Raw genomic sequence first — 17,377 nt, 5'->3', positions numbered from 1 at the left:
CCGCCCTTCTCTTTTGCGTTGCAATGCCGCGCCCGAGCGGCTAAATGTATATCCCCGGTTTACCCCCACGGGAAGGAGCATTCATGGCCCACAAGTCGCGCCGGCAGAAGCAGAAGTTCCCCTGCGGTCACAAGGCTTTCGGCAAGTATTGCCATCGCTGCAAGGACGAAGCCGCCGGTAGGATCAAGCCCCGGAAGGTCGTCGTCAACGAGGCCGGACAGAAGGTCGAAGCGGCCTCCGCCGCGGAAACGCCCAAGAAGTACTGGAAGCGCGCCAAGTGCCCCTTCTGCGGCGGCAACCGCGTCAAGAAGAACGAAATCAACGTCTTCAGCGCCGCCGACGTCAAGGAGTACCGCTGCACCAGCTACGAGTGCGGCAAGGAGTTCAACTCCGACCAGGTCAAGGAGTACGAAACCGTCGAAGTCGTGGAGCGGCCTCAGGTCCCCTACAACCCGCGCCTGACGGACTGACGGGTCCTAGACGTTCCCGACCGCTTCCTCGAGTTCGGACCGCTCGAACTCGGCCGCCAGCGCCTCGAACTCCTCGGGAGACTCGATCCGGTTCCCCTTCTCGCGCAGCGCGGCGGACCCCGAGGCGCCCTTGACGAACCAGTGGATCACCCGCCGGATCAGCCGGCAGGCCAGCGCGTCCCCGTACAGCTCCCGCTGGCAGGCGAAGTGATCGCGAAGCACCGCCGCCCGCTCCGCCGGCGTCGGCGGCGGAGGAAGCGTCCCCGTCGCCAGATACTGCTCGATCTCCCGGTAGATCCAGGGATTTCCCAACGCCCCCCGGGCCACCATCACCCCGTCGCAGCCCGTCGCCTCGAACATGCGCTTCGCGTCCGCTCCGCCGCGGATGTCGCCGTTGCCGATCACCGGCACGGTCGCCGCCTCCTTGGCCCTCCGGATCGTCTCGAGATTCGCCTGCCCCCGGTACATCTGCTCGCGGGTGCGGCCGTGAACCGTGATCGCGGCCACCCCGCACGAGGAAGCGATCCGGAGGATGCGGTAGAAGCGCTCGTCGTCCCCCTCGTCGAAGCCCGTGCGCATCTTGATCGTCACGGGCACCCGCACCGCCCGGATCATGGCCTCGAGAATCCGGCCCACCTGCTCGGGCTCCTTCAGAAGCGCCGCGCCGCAGCCGGCGTTGACCACCTTGGGCACCGGACAGCCGAGATTCACGTCGATGAGATCCGCCCCGAGCCCCTCGAGCCGCCGGGCCGCCTCCGCCATGAGGTTCGGGTCGCGCCCCACCAGCTGCATTCCGAGCGGATGGTCCCAGTCGGCCGTCCGAAGCATCTCGAAGGTCCGCCCGCTCCCCTCCACGACCGGACGGTCCTTGACCATCTCCGTGAACGCCATCTGGCAGCCGAACCGGCGGGCGATCCGCCGGAACGCGAGATCCGTGCAGCCGGCCATGGGCGACTGGAGAATTCGATACCGGAGCGCCATGCCCCGCCAGCATACCCGCCGAAAGGCGCGGAATCGAGCCTCCGATGGTAGAATCCCCGCCATGTTCATCCTGGCTTCGGCTTCGCCCGCACGGCGAAAACTCCTGCGGGGCTACCGCTTCAAGGTCGTCCCTTCCGGCGTCCGCGAGGTGCGGCGCGCGACGCTCCGCGCCACCTGCCTGGCCAACGCGCGCCGGAAGGCGCAGGCCGTCGCGCGGCGCTTTCCGAACACCTGGGTCCTGGCCGCCGACACGATGATGGAGTTCCGAGGACGGCTCTACGGGAAGCCCCGCAGCCGGGAGGCCGCCCGGCGGCTCTTTCAGGCGCTGGCCGGCCGGACGCACTTCATCGGCACGGGCGTCGTGCTCCAGAAAAACCGCTTCCGCATCGAGCGCTTCGTCCGCTCCCGCGTCACGGTGCGGCAAAATCCCCCGCTCGAGAAAATCCTGGCCCGCACCGATCCCACGCGTTTCGCCGGCGGGTACGCCCTCAAGCCCGGACGGGATCCCCTGATCGAGCGGGTCGAGGGCTCGGTGACGAACGTCATCGGCCTGCCGATGGAGGAACTGGAACCGCTGCTGCGGAACCTGGGAGCGCCGGAGCGCGCCCCTCAGCGCATAAGGGCCAGGAACTCCGCAAGCTCCGCCCGGACCTCTTCCTCGCTCGAAACCGTGCGGCGGATGTGACCGAGCACGATCTCGCGAAGCTGCGCCTTGAGCCGGTGAACGGCGGTTTTCGCGGCCGCCTCCGAAAGCCCCGTGCGGGCGCAGATGGTCTTGTAATCCGCGTCGGCCAGATACAGCCGGAACGCCTCCCGGTGCGCCGGCTCCGCCTTCAGCTGCGCCAGCGAACGCTCCCACAGGCTCCGGGCCCAGGCCCGGTGAAGCACCCGCTCGGGCGGTTCCCCGGCCGCCACCTGGAGCGCATACTCCCGCTCGCCGGCGGCGAAGTCCAGGGACAGAATCGTCTGGCCGGCGCCGCGCTTCTGCCGCCCGGCCGCCTTGGCCCAGTCCTGAAGGAACCGGGAAAGGGACGTCAGAAGGAACGTCCGGAACCGCCCCCGCGAGGGATCCGCCCGGCCGATCGCCCCGCGCTCGAGGAGGCCGGTCAGAAACTCCTGGACGATGTCCTTGGCGGCTTCGTTCGAATATCCCCGCTGGCGAACGTAGAAGTAGAGCGGCTTCCAGTAGATCGAAATGAGATCGTCCAGCGCTTTGAGGTCTTCGGAGGCGCGCACGAGGGTCCACTGGGTGGTCTGGAAGCGGATCTGCGCTCCCATCATCTGGGTGTCATGGTCCCTCATGCGCCCTCATTGTATCGAGTCCGGCCTCAAATCGCTTGCTTTCCGAGCTCGCGGCACCGCCGGCGGATCTCATGCCGGAGGTCGGCCAGCCGGGCTTTGCACTCCCGGGCCAGGCTTTCGAACCCGAAGGCGCTGTAGCGGGCGGCCAGGTCGGCCAGCCGCCGCCGCTCGGCCCGCAGGACCTCCAGCGCCCGAACGTCCTCCGCGCCGGGATCGCATCCGATCGTGCCGAATCCCATGCTTTCCATGACGCCTCTTCCCCCTTTCTCCCCCCTCCAGCGGCCCCGCCGATAGAGCGACCCGCGGGGGTCGAGGGGGGATATACCAGCATCCGCGGGCCGCCAGACCAGGCGCCGGGCGGCGCCTGGCCGGGAACGGGTTTCGGAAAGCGCCCGCCGGGGCAGCGGCCGGCGCTTCACCTAGGGTCACCCCCATCTACGACATCGGGGACCGGAAGGTTACAGCGATCCCCGATCGCCCGCCAAACTGACAGGACCCCCGCCCTCTCTTCCAAGGCGGCGGCTCTTTGGCACGAGGGTTGCTCCGCCGCTCGCGGGGAACATGTTGCCGTTGCAGGACACCGTGCCCGGCCGCCATCCGCCGGTGGCGGTCCTGGGGCTCATCGTGGTCAATGCGGCGGTCTTCCTCGTCGAGCTGGCGCTGCCGGAGGAGACGCTGGAGCGGGTCTTCCGCCTGCTCGGAGTGGTGCCGGCCCGTCTGGCGGAGGAACCGGAGCGCTGGGGATCCCTGGTCACGCACATGTTCCTGCACGGAGGCTGGATGCACGTGCTGGGGAACCTGTGGACGCTCTGGATCTTCGGGGACAACGTCGAGGACCGGATGGGAACACGGCGATTCCTCGTTTTCTACTTCCTGTGCGGCCTGGCGGCGGGAATCGTGCATTGCCTGTTCAACGCGGGCTCGACCGTTCCCACGATCGGCGCCTCGGGAGCCATTTCCGGCGTCATGGGGGCGTATTTCCTGCTCTTCCCGCGGGCCCGCCTGATTCTCATGATGCCGGTGCTCTTTTACCCCGTCTTCTTCGAACTTCCGGCCTTCACCTACCTGGCGTACTGGCTGGCCACGCAGATCCTGTCCGGCACGGTAACCACGCTTCTGGCGCCGGAACAGACGGGAGGGGTGGCCTGGTGGGCCCATGTGGGGGGCTTCGCGGCGGGAGTCTGCCTGCATCGGTTCTTCATCCGGCGCGGGCGGTCGTGGCGACGGTACGAGCCGGACGAGTTCTGGATCGAGGGCGCCTGGACGTACGTCCCCCGGCGGCCCCGGCGCACGATCTGGGAGTGAACCGCGAGGGAGAACCATGAGTCCGTTCGACGTCTTCTGGATCTTCTTCGCCGTGACGGCGATCCAGCCGATCCTCCGCCAGCGTCTCCTGGAGGCTTCCCGCCAGCGCCTGATCGGCCGCATCGAACAGGAGCGCGGCTCGCGCGTCATTCTCCTCGTTCACCGCCAGGAAACGATGAGCCTGCTCGGATTCCCGGTGCTGCGCTACATCGACGTGAACGACTCCGAGCAGGTCCTCCGGGCGATCCACATGACGGATCCGGAGATGCCGCTCGATCTCATTCTTCACACGCCCGGCGGACTGGTCCTCGCCTCGCTTCAGATCGCCCGGGCGATCCGGAAGCACCGGGGCAAGGTCACGGTCTTCGTTCCGCATTACGCGATGTCCGGAGGGACACTCATCGCGCTGGCGGCGCACGAAATCGTCATGAGCGAACATGCGGTGCTCGGCCCCGTGGATCCCCAGGTGGGCAAGTACCCCGCGTCCTCGCTCCTGAAGGTCGTGCGCCAGAAGCCCGTCGCCGAGGTGGACGACGAGACGCTCATCCTGGCCGATCAGGCCGAAAAGGCCGTGGTCCAGGTGCGCTCGAGCGTCCGCGAGATCCTCGAGGGACGGATGCCTGCCGAGAAGGCGGACGAGCTGGCTCGGCTTCTTTCCGAGGGCACCTGGACGCACGACTATCCGATCACGTTCGAGGAAGCGCGCCGCCTGGGGCTTCCCGTGCGATCCGAGATGCCGGAATCCGTGCTGCGCCTCATGGCGCTTTTTCCCCAGCCCGTGCGCCACCAGCCCAGCGTGGAGTACGTGCCCGTCCCGCGGCGGCCCGTTCCCCGTCCCGCCGCGCCCGGCCGAACGTAGGCGCGCCGCGCCGCCGGCCGGGTATGATGGGAAGCGGGGATGGGACTCCACGGAATCGTCGGCGAGAGCCCCGCGCTCCGGCGGGCGCTCCGGGTGCTCGAGAAGGCCGCCCCCACGGACGCTCCGGTCCTTCTGCTCGGGGAAAGCGGAACGGGCAAGGAGCTCTTCGCGCGGGCGCTTCACGCGCTTTCGGCCCGCCGCCCGGGCCCCTTCGTCGCCATCAACTGCGCGGCGCTGCCCGAGACGCTCCTGGACAGCGAGCTGTTCGGCCACGTCCGCGGGGCGTTCACCGGAGCGGTCGCCGACGCGATCGGCAAGTTCGAAGCCGCCCACGGGGGCACGATTTTCCTCGACGAAGTCGGCGACATGAGCCCGGCCCTGCAGGCCAAGCTCCTGCGCACGCTCCAGGAGGGGGAAATCCAGCCCGTGGGTTCCCCCCGCGCCCGCCGGGTGGACGTGCGCGTCGTCTGCGCCACGAACCGCGACCTCGAGGAGCTCGTCCGGGCGGGCCGTTTCCGGCGGGATCTCTTCTTCCGGCTCAACGTCGTGGCCCTGCGGCTGCCGCCGCTGCGCGAGCGGCGCGAGGATCTTGAGACCCTGGCGCGGCATTTCCTCGAGCGCGACGCCCGGGACCTGCGCCGGCCGCTGGCGGGCTTCGCCCCGGAGGCCCTCGAGCGCCTGCGGGCCTACGACTGGCCGGGCAACGTGCGGGAGCTCCGCAACGCCGTGCGCTACGCGGCGCTTCTGGCGCCGGGCCCCCTGGTGCGGGAGGCGGACCTTCCGGACTTCCTGCGGGGCGTCGCCGCGGGGGCTTTTCCCTTGGAGCCGCCCCGGACGGCCCGGGAGCTCGCGCGCGCCAAGAAACTCGCCCGCGAGGCGGTCGAACGGGCGTTCCTGGTGGAAGCCTTCCGCCGCGCCGGAGGCAGCGTCAGCCGCGCCGCCGCCCAGACGGGCGTCCATCGGACGCGCCTGGCGCAGCTGGCCCGCCGCTACGGGATCTCCCCGCGCGATTTCCGCCCCCGCGCCTGACCCGCCGCGCCGTTTCCTTTACACGCCGATCGGGCCGGGGGTATACTCCCGGGTCCTGTAGGGGCGGATTCCGAGGATTTCTCGAACCAGAAGGGGGGCTCAGCCATGGCCGATCCGTTCACTCCCACCAAGGCGGACAAGTTCTCGTTCGGTCTCTGGACGGTCGGAAACCGCGGCGCCGATCCGTTCGGCCCGGTGGTGCGGCCCCGCTTCGAGCCCCCCTACATCGTCGAGCGTCTGGCCAAGCTCGGCGCCTGGGGGGTGTGCCTGCACGACAACGACCTCTGGGGAATCGACGACGACGAGCCCACCCGCGAGCGCAAGATCAAGGAGTTCGAGAAGGCCCTCAAGGACAACGGCATGGTCGTCTCCATGGGAACGACCAATCTCTTCTCCCATCCCGTCTTCCGCGACGGCGCCTTCACCTCGCCCGATCCGGCCGTGCGCCGCTACGCGTTGCAGAAGGTCTGCGCGGGAATCGACATCTGCGTGGGCCGCTTCAAGGCCCCCGTCTACGTCATGTGGGGCGGCCGCGAAGGCGTGGAAACGGACTCGGGCAAGAACGCCGTCGAGGCCATCAAGCGGTACCGGGAGGCCCTCAACTACATCACCCACTACGCCAAGGACCGCAAGTACGACGTCCGCTTCGCCATCGAGGCCAAGCCCAACGAGCCCCGCGGCGACATCTACCTGTCGACCACCGGATCGGTCCTCGCGTTCATCGAGACGCTCGATCACCCCGAGATGGTCGGCGTCAACCCCGAGGTCGGCCACGAGATGATGGCGGGGCTCAACTTCTACCACGTCGTCGCCCAGGCCATCGAGGCGGGCAAGCTCTTCCACATCGACCTCAACAACCAGAAGATCGGGCGGTTCGACCAGGACCTGCGCTTCGGCAGCGAGGACATCAAGGGGGCGTTCTTCCTCGTCAAGCTCCTCGAGGAATCCGGCTACGAGGGCGCCCGCCACTTCGACGCCCACGCCTACCGCACCGAGGACCCCGAGGGCGTCTGGGACTTCGCCGCCGGCTGCATGCGCACCTACAAGATCCTGGCCCACAAGGCCAAGCTCTTCGCCAAGGACAAGGAGATCCAGGCCCTCTACCGCAAGGACCTCCACGAGCCTTCCCCCAAGTACTCCAGGGACGGCCACGCCAAGCTCGCCAAAGAGAAGTTCGACATCGAAAAGATGGCCCAGAAGGGGTACCGCTACGAGAAGCTCGACCAGCTCGTCATGGAGCTTCTCCTGGGGGTGCGCGGCTAACCTCCGATGAAGGCGATCGGGATCGACATCGGGACCTCCGGGACCAAGGGGGTCCTGGTGCGCTTTCCCCAGGGCAAGGTCCTCAAGACCGCCCGCCGGAGCTACCGCCTCTACGCGGAAGGAAACCGCGCGGAGCACCGCCCCGAAGACTGGGTCCGCGCCACGCTCGCCGTCCTCCGGGAGCTCGGACCGGCCGACGCGATCGGCTTGGACGGCATGATGCACTCGGAGGTCTGCCTGGACGGCCCCGGGCTTGAGCCCACGGGCCGGGCGATCCTCTGGTGCGACGGCCGCTCGGAAGCCGAATGCGCCGAGATCCTCGAGCGCTGCGGAGCGGACCTTCTGCGCTCGACGGTCGGCAACAAGCCCTTCGCGGGCTTCACGCTCCCCCATCTCCTCTGGCGCCGCCGGAACGGCCAGTCGCTCGGACGGGCCGTCGTCCTCTGCAAGGACTACGTGCGCCTGCGTCTGACGGGAGAACTGCGGCAGGAGATCTCGGACGCCTCGGGGATGGTGGCCTGGCATCTCTCCGAGGGCCGGTGGGCCTCGGAGGTGCTCGAGCGCGTGGGCGTGGATCCGCGGCTCTTCCCGCCCCCGTGCGGTTCCACGGAAATCGTGGGCCGATGGAAGGGCATCCCGGTCGTCGGAGGCGCCTCGGACAACGGCGCGGCGGCCGTGGGACTCGGCGTCGTCCGGCCCGGCCAGGCGTCGGCCAGCATGGGGACGTCGAACGTCCTGATCGCCGTCCATGACCGCCCCGTGGTGGATCCCGAGATGCGGGTCCACACGTTCGCCCATCCCGCCCCCGGCCGCTTCATGCAGCTCGGGTGCATGCTCACCGGAACGCGCGCGTTCGACTGGATCCTCAAGGTGGTCGGCGCGAAGGTCGATCGGGCTCCCATCGCCAAGGACTCCCGCGGGCTTCTCTTCGCCCCGTATCTCGTGGGAGAGCGCACCCCGTACGCCGACACCGCCGTGCGCGGAATCTTCGCGGGTCTGTCGCCGGACCACGACCGTTCCCATTTCGTGCGCGCGGTGCTCGAGGGAACGGCGTTCGCGCTCCGCGACGCGCAGGAGATCATGAAGGCGACCTCCGTGCGCGTCACCGGCGGCGGAATGAAAAGCCCCGTCTGGCGGCAGATCATCGCCGACGTGCTCGGAATCCCCGTCATCACCGTCAACACCAGCGAGGAAGGCGCCGCCTACGGGTCGGCGATCCTCGCGGCCGTGGGCGTGGGCGCGTTCCGCAGCGTCGAAGAAGCCACGGACCGGGTGGTCCGGGAAACCTCCGTGACGCGCCCCAGGCGTTCGTACGACCGGGAGTACGAGCGCTACCGGAGGCTCTACCCGGCGGCGCGGTCGCTCGTGTGAACGAGAAGGAAGCCCGCCTGGCGGACTTCTGCCGCCGCCACGGCTACGAGGGCGCGTGGTTCCGCCGCCGCGCCAACATCGCCTGGATCGCCGACGGCGCCGACGTCCACGTGGATTCCGCCAGCTCCACCGGCGTGGCCTCCGTCCTCTGGACGCCCCGCCGGAAAGTCGTCTATTGCGACACCATCGAAGATCGCCGGCTGCGGGAGGAGGAGTTCGGCGACGGATGGACGTTCGAGGTTTCCCCCTGGTGGGAGCCGCGCCGGGCGCCCCGGGGGCGGTTCGCGACCGACGTTCCGGACGATCCCTTCGCGGACCTTCGGGCCCCCCTGACGCGCGGCGAGCTGCGCACGATCCGCGAGCTCGGGCGCGCGACGGGCGAGATCCTCGCCCGCGAGCTTCCCCGCCTGCGGCCGGGACTCTCCGAGCACGAAGTCGCCGCGCGCCTCCTGGGCGCCTTCCGGACGCTGGGGATCCACCTGCCGGTGCTTCTCGTGGCCGCCGACGACCGGATCCGGCGCTACCGGCATCCGATCCCGACGGCGCGGAAGCTCGTCCGGACCGTGATGGTCGCGGTCTGTCCCCGGCTGCGGGGCCTGACCGTCGCGGCGACGCGCCTGGTGCACTTCGGGCGGCGCCTGCCGGCGGATCTCCGCCGCCGGCACGAGGCGGTATGCGCGGTGGACGCGACCTTCCACGCGGCGACCCGGCCGGGCGCGCGCTGGTGCGACGCTTTGGCGGCCGGAATCCGCGCCTACCGGGACGCGGGGTTTCCCGACGAATGGACGCGCCACCACCAGGGAGGCCCCGTGGGCTACGAAGGGCGGGACTTCCGGGCCACCCCCACGGAAACGCGACGGATTCTCGAGCGCCAGGCGGTCGGCTGGAACCCTTCGATCGCCGGCACGAAATCCGAGGACACGATTCTCTCCTCGGGCGAGCTGCTCACGGCCACGCCGGGCTGGCCGGTCTGCGGCACGCGACCGGACATCCTGCGCCTCGGATCATAAGGGATCACTCCGCGCGGCCGGGCGGAAGCGCCTCGGGATCGACGTCGAGCGCCTCTCTCAAGATCGCCCCGAGCTCCCCCTCCGGCCCGACGAAGTGAAGGACCTGCCGGACCAGCCGGAGGCCCCGGCGCTCGGGGGCGCTTTCTCCGGCGATTTCGACGTAGGGCTCCTCGAGACCGCCTCCGGCGGCCAGGCGGACGACCGCCTCCCCGGAAGCCCCGGCGCGCGGGCCGCAGCGCACCACGGTCAGGACGCCGGCCCCCGGATCGAAAACACCGGCCTTCCCGCCGGCGCGCGCCCCGCCCGGCGAATCGCCGCCGACCTGGAGAACGGCCGGACCGCCGGCGGTCGAAGCCAGCGCCCAGGCTCCCGGAAGCGCCCGGAACCGGCCCGTCACGACGAGCCGCGGGGGAAAAGGCGCTCCTCGCGCGGAACGCACGCGCGTATCCGTCTCGTAGGCCACCGCGCGCACGTTGGGCCGGGACACCGCCCCGGCCGCCCTCCAGGCATCCTCCGGCGGCAGAAGCCGCACCGTCCGCTCAAGCTCAAGATCGCCGCTCCGCCGCAGGCGGACGCGCGACGCGTCCCGCTCGACGAGGAGGAACGGCCCCTCCGGACCCAGCTCAGGACGGTCCTCGCCGGGCCGAAGATCCTCGTCCAGCCACCCGAAGCTCCGGCCTCCGGCGCCGCCGGCCGTGCTCGTCAGCACCGCCCCGCCCCGCTCGGGCCCCACCAGCACCCGCGCGAAGCCTTCGCGATCCGAAAGGACGACGACCTCTCCCCGCCGGCGCGCCCTCGCCCAATCGTCGGCGAAGGACCCCGCGCATCCGAGAAGGGCCGTCCCCGCCACCGCCGCCGCCACGAGCCTCACGCAGGGAAGTGTATCCTCCCGGACGCCCGGAGGGAAAAATCTAAGCGCCCACCGCCGCCGGCTCCTGGCGCCGCCGGACCGGCGCCGGCGCCGCCGCCCGCCCGCTCCAGGCCCCCGCCAGATCCTCGATGAGCCGCCACGTCGCCACGTTCAGAATTGCCTGCTTGACCCGCTCCGGCACGAAGCGTTCCCGGAGGGCGATCCGGACCTGCGTCTCCTCGTCCAGCCGGATCTCGACGCGGAAGAGCCCCGAAAGCAGCCGCCGCGCCCGCGCCACCAGCGCGGCGTACTGCGCCGGCGTCGTCCGCTCCTGAAGCCGCGCCGCCGCCGCCCACGCCTCCCGGACGTACCCCGGAGCCCGATCGACCGGAAACATGCGTCCCTCCTTCGCTCGCGTTCCCATTCTTGGGTACGGGACGCATGTGTCATTTTAGGTCTCTTATGTGGATGTCCCATTCTGTCACTTACGAGCCGCGCTTCCGGAAGCCGCAACAAGGGAACAGGGGGGGGTGGGCGCTTTACTCCGCCTCGGCTTCGGCCATCTCGCGCCGCGAAACGCGCTTGCGGCGGGTGGCGTCCAGGATCTTCTTGCGCATCCGGACGGACTTCGGAGTGATCTCGACGAGCTCGTCCTCGTTGATGTACTCGAGGGCCTCCTCCAGACCGAAGATCCGCGCCTGAGGAAGCACGATGGTGGCGTCCGACGTCGACGCCCGCATGTTCGTGAGGCGCTTGCGCCGGGCCACGTTGACGACCAGATCCGTGTCCTTGCAGTGCTCCCCGACGATCATGCCCTCGTAAACGCGCGTGCCGGGCGTGACGAAGAAGACCCCCCGCGACTGAAGATGGTCGAGCGCGTAGGTGGTGGCCTCACCCTCTTCCTGGGCGATGAGCACCCCCGCCTGACGCTCCGGAATGTCCCCTTTCCACTCCTCGTACCCCTCGAACGAAGTGTGAAGGATCGCCTGGCCGCGCGTGGCCGAAAGCAGCTTCGAAGGCAGCCCTACCAGACCCCGCGCCGGGATGCGGAAGAGAAAGTGCGTGCGCTCGTGGCGCTGGTCCATCTTCTCGACGTAGCCCTTGCGCGCCCCGAAAAGCTCGATCACGCGACCGGCGTACTCGTTGGGCACGTCCACCATCGCCAGCTCCACGGGCTCCAGCACCCGGTCGCCCTCCCGCCGCGTGATCATCTCCGGCTTGGACACCTGAAGCTCGTACCCCTCCCGGCGCATGTTCTCGAGAAGGATCCCCAGGTGAAGGAGCCCCCTCCCGGACACCTTCCACTCGTCCGGCCCCAGGGGCTCGACCCGCAGCGCCACGTCCGAAAGCGTCTCCCGCCGCAGCCGCTCCCCCAGGTGCCGCGACGTGACGAACTGCCCTTCCCGACCGCTGAAGGGCGAGTCGTTCACCATGAAATGCATCGAGAGCGTCGGCTCCTCGATCTTCGGAAACGGAAGCGGCTTCGGATCCTCGCCCCCCGCGATCGTGTCCCCGATGTCCACCTGCGGAAGACCCACGACGCAGACGATCTCGCCCGCCGGAGCCTCGGCCACCTTCTCCTTGCGCAGGTTGACGAACGTCTGAAGCTCCGCGACCGTGCCGGCCACCCGCGAGCCGTCCCGCTTGAGAAGGCTCACGGGCATCCCCGCGCGGACCGTCCCGTGGGCCACGCGGCCGATGGCCATGCGGCCGACGTAGTCGTTGTAGTCGATGTTCGCCACCGAGATCTGAAGCGGCGCCGCCGCGTCGCCCTGCGGCGGCGGCACGCGCTCGAGGATCGTCTCGAAGAGGGGCGTGAGGTCCCGCCAGTCCTCCTCGAGCCGCCGCTTCGAGCGGCCGGCCCGGCCGATCGCATAGACCACGGGGAAATCCATCTGCGCGTCGCCCGCCTCAAGTTCGATGAAGAGATAGAAAATCTCCTCCAGAACCTCCTGAGGCCGGGCGTCGGGCTTGTCGAGCTTGTTGATGACGACGATGGGCGCCAGACCGTGACTGAGCGCCTTCCGCAGGACGAACCGCGTCTGCGGCATCGGCCCGTCGGCCGCGTCCACGAGAAGCAGGCACCCGTCGGCCATCCGGAGCACCCGCTCCACTTCCCCTCCGAAGTCGTGGTGACCGGGCGTGTCGATGATGTTGATCTTCACGCCCCGGTAGAGGACGGACGTGTTCTTGGCGAGAATCGTGATGCCGCGCTCGCGCTCGAGGGCGTTGGAATCCATGACGCACTCGGCCACCTCCTGGTTGGATCGGAACGCCCCCGACTGGCGCAGGAGATGATCGACGAGCGTCGTCTTCCCGTGATCGACGTGCGCGACGATGGCGACGTTGCGGAGTTCCATATGCGGGGCGGAGAGTATATCCGGGCCCGGACCCGATTTCAAATGTGCCGAGCCGCCCTTATTCGGGCACCAGGGACAGCCTCCGGGCGAAGCGCGCCTGCACGCGCTTGCGGGCCGCCGTGTCCCAGCGGATGCAGAAAATGGGGTTCGGCAGCTGCGACGAGATGAAAAGCCCGTCGTCCAGGAACTCCTGCCACGGAATCCGGGTCCACTCGAGAAGCATCAGAAGACACACGTCCCCCACCGTGGGCCGCAGATCCAGCAGCCGGTCGTGGATCGCCGTCGGCGTCTCGTCCGTCAGATGCGCCACGAGCGCGGGAAGGACGTCCGCCGGATCCGAGCTCTTGAGAACGTCGTACGCGTACTGGCCCTCCCCCTGGCGCACGGGATCCCAGGAGTGAAGATCCGCCAGCCCCCGCACGGCCAGCTCCACCTGCCCCGCCTTGGAGGGCTCCACGCAGGCGGCGGCCGCGGCGCACACGAGCGCAACAACTCCGAACCCCGCGTTCTTCGAAAAGCTCATGATTCGACTCCATTCTCGAAAGATGTGGATCCACCGGCCCGCGTCCCGCGCGCCGCCAGAACCGCCGCCGGAGGGGACACAAGACTCAGAATCAGCACACTCCAAAGAATCGCCTCGGGCGCCACGTTCATTTCCGCGCGCAGCACTTCCAGATCGCTCGTCATCCCCGCCGCCAGACCGGACTCGAGGACGGCCCGCTCCTCCCAGAAACGGCGATCCCGGAGCATCAGGACGGTTTCGCCGGCCCGATTCAGCAGCATCCACCAACCCCACAGGGCATAGAGCGGACGCTCCGGAGGCCGACGCGGCGGCGTCGGACGGCAGCACACGTAAAAGCACGCCGCCGCCCCTCCGATCTCCAAAAGCACTCCGCCGGCCGCCGGCAAAAGGACGTTCGCCCGCGTGAAAGCCGCCGCCGGATAAAGCAGGAACGCCGCTCCCAGCATCCACCGCGCCGCCGGCCGATCCTTCCACCGGAGCGCCGCGGCCCCCAAAGCGATCCAGAGGAGCGCCGCCAGAAGAACGCTCTGCTCGCCCCAGACGGTAACCCCTCCTCCGGCCAGGCTGACCGCCGGAACCGAGGGGCGTCCCACAGCCCACGCCATCAGGCAATGTCCGATCTCATGAACCAGGGTGGTAAGGAAATTCAGAATGTAGTTCGGAAGATAAAGGAGTTTCGCCAGCGGAAACGCGACGAGCCCCACGCCCAGCGCCGCCGCGGGCCTCCGCGCCGCTTCCGAAACGTACAGCCCCAGTTTTCCCATTCGAGTGCCGCCCCGAGCCGGAAGTCCCGACTTCCGGCGAAAATGCGCAAGGGCTGACCCCCCGGACCGTCTATGCTATCATTCCCCGCCGATGCCCAAGGCCGTTCTCTTCGACCTCGACGGCGTTCTCGTGGACACCTACGAGGTCTGGTTCCATCTCCTCAACGACGTGGCCCGCCGGCTGGGCTATCCCCCCATCTCGCGCGAAACCTACCGGGAAACGTGGGGCCAGGGCGTGGAAGAGGACGTGCGGCGGTTCTACCCCGGCCGCACCATCCCCGAAATCCAGGCCGAGTACGCCCGGCTCTACGCCGACCACCTTCCGCACCTGCGGGTGATGGAAGGAGCCGACCGGGCGCTGGCGGCGCTTTCCGCGCCCAAGGCCGTGATCACCAACAGCCCCACCCCCGTCGCCGAGCGGGCGCTCGCCTTGGCGGGCCTGGCGCGCCACTTCGCCACGGTCGTCGGCTCCGATCAGGTGCCCCGCTCGAAGCCGGCGCCCGACATGGTGCTCGAGGCCTGCCGCCGCCTCGACGTGCGGCCGGCCGAGGCGGTGGTCGTGGGCGACTCCCGCTTCGACGAAGAGGCGGCCCGCGCCGCCGGAGTCCCCTTCGTCCTCTTCCGGTCTTTCGCCGAGCTTCGGCTCGCCTGAAGCCCCCGCCGCGCTACTTCTTCTCGACGAGGGTCGTCTCCGCCTCGGATTTGATGGGCATTTCCTGCCCGCCCGCCGAAAGCGTCATCTCCATCTGGACCTTCTGGGACAGGAAAAGCCCCCGGTCGACGGCGAAGACGCAGCTCGACCGGCCCTTGGAGCTCTTGAGCTCGAAAAGCCCCGCCAGAGGGTTGTCCTGATTCTCCCCGGGCTTGAGCTCGAGCTTGATGTCCTGATCGATGTGGGCGCTTTTCCCCTGGACGTCGGCCAGCCGGGACTGAACCGAGTACTTGATGGCGCCGAGCATGGGAAGCTTGACGGAATAATCGTTCGTCCACGTGTCGCCTCGCCCGACCTTTCCCTCCGGAAGCACGGGGCTCATCTGCTGCATCATGGACTTGAAGGCGTCGTCGGAGAACACCTGCTGGAGCATCTGCTTGGCCATCTGGCGGCCCTGCTCATCCCCGGCGGCCTCCATCATGGTTTCGAGAATCTTGTCGAACCCCTTCACGTCCGTCACCCGCCCGAGCGGGGTCATTTTCATGACGAAGGATTGTCCCACGAGCTTCGAAACCATCTGGAGCATCGGCTCGTCGGGCACTTCCTTGTCCTTCTCGGAATCGTAATCGAGATCCTGAAGACCGGTTGCCTTGACGCTGACGGCCTCGTACGTGCACTTGAGCGCGGCGGCGCCGTCGGAGGCGACGTCCTCGACCTTCATGGAGAAGACGAATCCCATCTGCTGCTGGAGCGAGTTCCCGGCCGCCTCCGTGACGGTCTTCTGGACCGTCTTGTAGCGGAGCACCTGACCCTTTTCATACTTGAGCCGGAGTTCGACTTTCGCGTCCTGGGGCGCGGCCAAAAGAAGGGCGATAAGAGCGACGGCAGGTTTCATAGCATTCTCCCGAAGTTTATCGGCTTCCACTATAGACGACATCCCCGGGCCTGTGTTACCTTTTTCGCTCCCCCCTATGTTCCGCACCTACCGGCAGGCCCTGGACCACCTGGCGAAGTTCACCGACTACGAACGCATGCAGGCGCGCTATGCGCCCGACACGTACAACCTGGACCGGATGCGGCGTCTCGTCGAGGCGCTTGGCCATCCGGAGCGGACTTTCCCATCCCTTCACATTGCCGGCACCAAGGGCAAGGGCTCCGTCGCCCACATGGCGGAGGCCGTCCTGCGCGAGGCCGGCTTTCGGACGGGTCTTTATACCTCGCCCCACTTGGTGGACATGCGCGAACGGATCCGCCGGGACGGCCGCCCCATGACGGAACGGGATTTCGTCTGGGCCATGAACCGGATGGAGCGCCCTCTGCGCCGGCTGCGGCCGACCTACTTCGAAACCATGACCGCGGCGGCCTTTCTCCTTTTCGCCCGCTGGAAGGTCGACTGGGCGGTGATCGAGGTGGGGCTCGGCGGGCGCCTGGACGCCACCAACGTGATCCGGCCCGCCGCCTGCGCGATCACGCCGATCGACTACGACCACATGGACAAGCTCGGGCGGACGCTCGGGGCGATCGCGCGGGAGAAGGCGGGGATCCTCAAGCCCGGGGTGCCCGCCGTCTCGAGCCCCCAGCGGCCGGCGGCCTGGCGGGAGCTGCGGCGGCACGGACGGCTTTTCGTTCCTCGGGTGCGGCTCCTCTCCCGGCGCCCCGGCAGGCTAGAATTCGAAGTGGAAGGCCTGCGGGGAAAGGTATACCGATGCGCGCTTCCCGCATGGGGGGTCCATCAGGCGGGCAACGCCGGAACGGCGCTCGCCCTGCTCGAGGCGGCGGGCGTCCCCTTTACGCGGGCCCAGGCGCGCCGGGCGCTCGCCCGCCTGCGCCTGCCCGGACGCGTGGAGGTCGTGAGGCGGCGCCCGTGGATCGTGGTGGACACGGCGCACAACCCCGTCGCCGCGCGCGCGCTGGAGGCGGCGCTCCGGGACCTCCCCCGGCGCCGAACCGTGCTCGTCTTCGGCGCGTCGGCCGATAAGGATTACGTCGCGATGCTGCGAACGCTCCTGCCCGGAACGGATCTGGCGATCTTCACGCGCGCCCGGAGCCCCCGCGCGGCCGACCCGCGGGAGCTCGCCCGGCACGCCCGGAACATCCCCGCCCTGCGGGCGGACTCCGTGGAGCGGGCGCTCGAGGCGGCCCGCGCGATCGCCGGCCCGCGGGACGCCGTCGTCGTCACCGGCTCCTTCTACGTGGCCGGCGAAGCCCTGGAACGGCTGGGGAAGGAGGCCTGACGGTGCCGGCCCCGAGCGATCCGCCCCGCTCGCCGGAACTTCCGGAGGACTCCCGCCGCTTCGGCGAGGCGGTGGCCGAGCGCGGCCTGGCGACGCGCGAACAGGTGGCCGAATGCCTCCGCGCGCAGGCGGAGCTGGCCGCCCGCGGCGTCTTCCGCAACCTCGGCGAGATCATGGTCGAGCGCGGATACCTCACCGCCGGCCAGGTCCAGCGGCTTCTGGCCGAACGCGACCAGGTCATCCTGTCCTGCCCCCGCTGCGGGGACCGCTACAACGTCCCGCGCGCCTCGCAGGGAGCCGCCACCTGCCCGACCGACTCGGCGGTGCTCGTCCCCGCCGCGGACGCCGCGGCCGTGGGCGTGACCGCGACGCTCGACGCGGCGCCCGGATCGCCGATCGGTCTG

The 17,377-nt window shown here is 69.2% G+C and carries 20 protein-coding genes; 11 read left to right on the top strand and 9 right to left on the bottom strand.

Annotation, left to right across the window (positions count from 1 at the left end; genetic code table 11):
- Nucleotides 1-83: 83 nt before the first annotated feature.
- Nucleotides 84-470 (top strand): hypothetical protein, encoded by a 387-nt coding sequence (locus VNO22_08040; GenBank protein HXG61308.1) that lies wholly within the window; start codon nucleotides 84-86, stop codon nucleotides 468-470.
- A gap of 6 nt (nucleotides 471-476) precedes the next feature.
- Here the strand turns inward: VNO22_08040 and dusB are convergent, their stop codons facing one another.
- Entirely contained in the window at nucleotides 477-1,451 is a 975-nt protein-coding gene (gene dusB, locus VNO22_08035) for a tRNA dihydrouridine synthase DusB (protein ID HXG61307.1), read from the bottom strand.
- A 61-nt stretch (nucleotides 1,452-1,512) separates the two neighbouring features.
- Here dusB and VNO22_08030 point away from each other — a divergent pair, with 61 nt between their 5' ends.
- The gene (locus tag VNO22_08030; GenBank protein ID HXG61306.1) at nucleotides 1,513-2,136 is read left to right on the top strand and encodes a Maf family protein; all 624 of its coding nucleotides are present in this window, start codon (nucleotides 1,513-1,515) and stop codon (nucleotides 2,134-2,136) included.
- Here VNO22_08030 and VNO22_08025 read toward each other — a convergent pair.
- Nucleotides 2,061-2,753, bottom strand: a complete 693-nt coding sequence (locus tag VNO22_08025) for a sigma-70 family RNA polymerase sigma factor (protein HXG61305.1) — start codon at nucleotides 2,751-2,753, stop codon at nucleotides 2,061-2,063. The two genes, VNO22_08030 and VNO22_08025, sit on opposite strands and share 76 nt — an antisense overlap.
- Before the next feature lie 26 nt (nucleotides 2,754-2,779).
- Nucleotides 2,780-3,001 carry a hypothetical protein gene (locus VNO22_08020; protein HXG61304.1) on the bottom strand — a complete coding sequence of 74 codons (222 nt, stop codon included), beginning with the start codon at nucleotides 2,999-3,001 and terminating at the stop codon, nucleotides 2,780-2,782.
- A gap of 313 nt (nucleotides 3,002-3,314) precedes the next feature.
- Between VNO22_08020 and VNO22_08015 the strand changes: the two genes are divergently transcribed.
- The 6 genes from VNO22_08015 to VNO22_07990 all read left to right on the top strand — a co-directional run bounded on the left by VNO22_08015 (nucleotide 3,315) and on the right by VNO22_07990 (nucleotide 9,590).
- Nucleotides 3,315-4,058 (top strand): rhomboid family intramembrane serine protease, encoded by a 744-nt coding sequence (locus VNO22_08015; GenBank protein HXG61303.1) that lies wholly within the window; start codon nucleotides 3,315-3,317, stop codon nucleotides 4,056-4,058.
- A gap of 16 nt (nucleotides 4,059-4,074) precedes the next feature.
- The gene (locus tag VNO22_08010) at nucleotides 4,075-4,917 is read left to right on the top strand and encodes an ATP-dependent Clp protease proteolytic subunit (GenBank protein HXG61302.1); all 843 of its coding nucleotides are present in this window, start codon (nucleotides 4,075-4,077) and stop codon (nucleotides 4,915-4,917) included.
- 39 nt (nucleotides 4,918-4,956) lie between these two features.
- Nucleotides 4,957-5,946, top strand: a complete 990-nt coding sequence (locus VNO22_08005; GenBank protein HXG61301.1) for a sigma 54-interacting transcriptional regulator — start codon at nucleotides 4,957-4,959, stop codon at nucleotides 5,944-5,946.
- Between the two features lie 105 nt (nucleotides 5,947-6,051).
- Entirely contained in the window at nucleotides 6,052-7,209 is a 1,158-nt protein-coding gene (gene xylA, locus VNO22_08000; protein ID HXG61300.1) for a xylose isomerase, read from the top strand.
- Between the two features lie 6 nt (nucleotides 7,210-7,215).
- Nucleotides 7,216-8,580, top strand: coding sequence for a xylulokinase (gene xylB, locus VNO22_07995; GenBank protein HXG61299.1), 1,365 nt, complete (start codon nucleotides 7,216-7,218; stop codon nucleotides 8,578-8,580).
- Nucleotides 8,577-9,590, top strand: a complete 1,014-nt coding sequence (locus tag VNO22_07990) for a M24 family metallopeptidase (GenBank protein HXG61298.1) — start codon at nucleotides 8,577-8,579, stop codon at nucleotides 9,588-9,590. The genes xylB and VNO22_07990 overlap by 4 nt, the downstream gene beginning before the upstream one ends.
- Nucleotides 9,591-9,594: 4 nt before the next feature.
- On the opposite strand, the gene VNO22_07985 is transcribed toward VNO22_07990, so the two are convergent.
- The 5 genes from VNO22_07985 to VNO22_07965 all read right to left on the bottom strand — a co-directional run bounded on the left by VNO22_07985 (nucleotide 9,595) and on the right by VNO22_07965 (nucleotide 14,087).
- Nucleotides 9,595-10,461: a DUF6786 family protein gene (locus VNO22_07985; protein HXG61297.1), complete on the bottom strand. Its 867-nt coding sequence runs from the start codon at nucleotides 10,459-10,461 to the stop codon at nucleotides 9,595-9,597.
- A gap of 40 nt (nucleotides 10,462-10,501) precedes the next feature.
- Nucleotides 10,502-10,837: a hypothetical protein gene (locus VNO22_07980; GenBank protein ID HXG61296.1), complete on the bottom strand. Its 336-nt coding sequence runs from the start codon at nucleotides 10,835-10,837 to the stop codon at nucleotides 10,502-10,504.
- 142 nt (nucleotides 10,838-10,979) lie between these two features.
- Entirely contained in the window at nucleotides 10,980-12,800 is a 1,821-nt protein-coding gene (gene typA / locus VNO22_07975) for a translational GTPase TypA (protein ID HXG61295.1), read from the bottom strand.
- Nucleotides 12,801-12,858: 58 nt separating this feature from the next.
- On the bottom strand, nucleotides 12,859-13,323 hold the full coding sequence (locus VNO22_07970) for a hypothetical protein (protein HXG61294.1): 465 nt from the start codon (nucleotides 13,321-13,323) through the stop codon (nucleotides 12,859-12,861).
- Complete coding sequence (locus VNO22_07965) at nucleotides 13,320-14,087, bottom strand: hypothetical protein (protein HXG61293.1); 768 nt, start codon at nucleotides 14,085-14,087, stop codon at nucleotides 13,320-13,322. The genes VNO22_07970 and VNO22_07965 overlap by 4 nt, the downstream gene beginning before the upstream one ends.
- A gap of 91 nt (nucleotides 14,088-14,178) precedes the next feature.
- Here VNO22_07965 and VNO22_07960 point away from each other — a divergent pair, with 91 nt between their 5' ends.
- Complete coding sequence (locus VNO22_07960) at nucleotides 14,179-14,739, top strand: HAD family hydrolase (GenBank protein HXG61292.1); 561 nt, start codon at nucleotides 14,179-14,181, stop codon at nucleotides 14,737-14,739.
- Between the two features lie 13 nt (nucleotides 14,740-14,752).
- Here the strand turns inward: VNO22_07960 and VNO22_07955 are convergent, their stop codons facing one another.
- Entirely contained in the window at nucleotides 14,753-15,634 is an 882-nt protein-coding gene (locus VNO22_07955) for a DUF6263 family protein (GenBank protein ID HXG61291.1), read from the bottom strand.
- A 76-nt stretch (nucleotides 15,635-15,710) separates the two neighbouring features.
- On the opposite strand from VNO22_07955, the gene VNO22_07950 reads away from it, so the two are divergent.
- Nucleotides 15,711-16,973 (top strand): folylpolyglutamate synthase/dihydrofolate synthase family protein, encoded by a 1,263-nt coding sequence (locus tag VNO22_07950; protein ID HXG61290.1) that lies wholly within the window; start codon nucleotides 15,711-15,713, stop codon nucleotides 16,971-16,973.
- 2 nt (nucleotides 16,974-16,975) lie between these two features.
- On the top strand, nucleotides 16,976-17,377 hold a 402-nt coding region (locus VNO22_07945; protein ID HXG61289.1), incomplete at its 3' end, for a hypothetical protein.

The sequence above is a fragment of the Planctomycetota bacterium genome (assembly GCA_035574235.1).
Classification (GTDB): domain Bacteria; phylum Planctomycetota; class MHYJ01; order MHYJ01; family JACPRB01; genus DATLZA01.
The sequence above is the reverse complement of the archived record's forward strand: the minus strand, read 5'-3'. Positions and strand labels throughout refer to the sequence as shown.

What these genes read in the sequence shown, in the direction of transcription:
- VNO22_08040 (HXG61308.1), top strand. Translation starts at nt 84, where the DNA reads ATGGCCCACAAGTCGCGCCGGCAGAAGCAGAAGTTCCCCTGCGGTCAC.
- dusB (HXG61307.1), bottom strand. Translation starts at nt 1,451, where the DNA reads ATGGCGCTCCGGTATCGAATTCTCCAGTCGCCCATGGCCGGCTGCACG.
- VNO22_08030 (HXG61306.1), top strand. Translation starts at nt 1,513, where the DNA reads ATGTTCATCCTGGCTTCGGCTTCGCCCGCACGGCGAAAACTCCTGCGG.
- VNO22_08025 (HXG61305.1), bottom strand. Translation starts at nt 2,753, where the DNA reads ATGAGGGACCATGACACCCAGATGATGGGAGCGCAGATCCGCTTCCAG.
- VNO22_08020 (HXG61304.1), bottom strand. Translation starts at nt 3,001, where the DNA reads ATGGAAAGCATGGGATTCGGCACGATCGGATGCGATCCCGGCGCGGAG.
- VNO22_08015 (HXG61303.1), top strand. Translation starts at nt 3,315, where the DNA reads ATGTTGCCGTTGCAGGACACCGTGCCCGGCCGCCATCCGCCGGTGGCG.
- VNO22_08010 (HXG61302.1), top strand. Translation starts at nt 4,075, where the DNA reads ATGAGTCCGTTCGACGTCTTCTGGATCTTCTTCGCCGTGACGGCGATC.
- VNO22_08005 (HXG61301.1), top strand. Translation starts at nt 4,957, where the DNA reads ATGGGACTCCACGGAATCGTCGGCGAGAGCCCCGCGCTCCGGCGGGCG.
- xylA (HXG61300.1), top strand. Translation starts at nt 6,052, where the DNA reads ATGGCCGATCCGTTCACTCCCACCAAGGCGGACAAGTTCTCGTTCGGT.
- xylB (HXG61299.1), top strand. Translation starts at nt 7,216, where the DNA reads ATGAAGGCGATCGGGATCGACATCGGGACCTCCGGGACCAAGGGGGTC.
- VNO22_07980 (HXG61296.1), bottom strand. Translation starts at nt 10,837, where the DNA reads ATGTTTCCGGTCGATCGGGCTCCGGGGTACGTCCGGGAGGCGTGGGCG.
- typA (HXG61295.1), bottom strand. Translation starts at nt 12,800, where the DNA reads ATGGAACTCCGCAACGTCGCCATCGTCGCGCACGTCGATCACGGGAAG.
- VNO22_07970 (HXG61294.1), bottom strand. Translation starts at nt 13,323, where the DNA reads ATGAGCTTTTCGAAGAACGCGGGGTTCGGAGTTGTTGCGCTCGTGTGC.
- VNO22_07965 (HXG61293.1), bottom strand. Translation starts at nt 14,087, where the DNA reads ATGGGAAAACTGGGGCTGTACGTTTCGGAAGCGGCGCGGAGGCCCGCG.
- VNO22_07960 (HXG61292.1), top strand. Translation starts at nt 14,179, where the DNA reads ATGCCCAAGGCCGTTCTCTTCGACCTCGACGGCGTTCTCGTGGACACC.
- VNO22_07955 (HXG61291.1), bottom strand. Translation starts at nt 15,634, where the DNA reads ATGAAACCTGCCGTCGCTCTTATCGCCCTTCTTTTGGCCGCGCCCCAG.
- VNO22_07950 (HXG61290.1), top strand. Translation starts at nt 15,711, where the DNA reads ATGTTCCGCACCTACCGGCAGGCCCTGGACCACCTGGCGAAGTTCACC.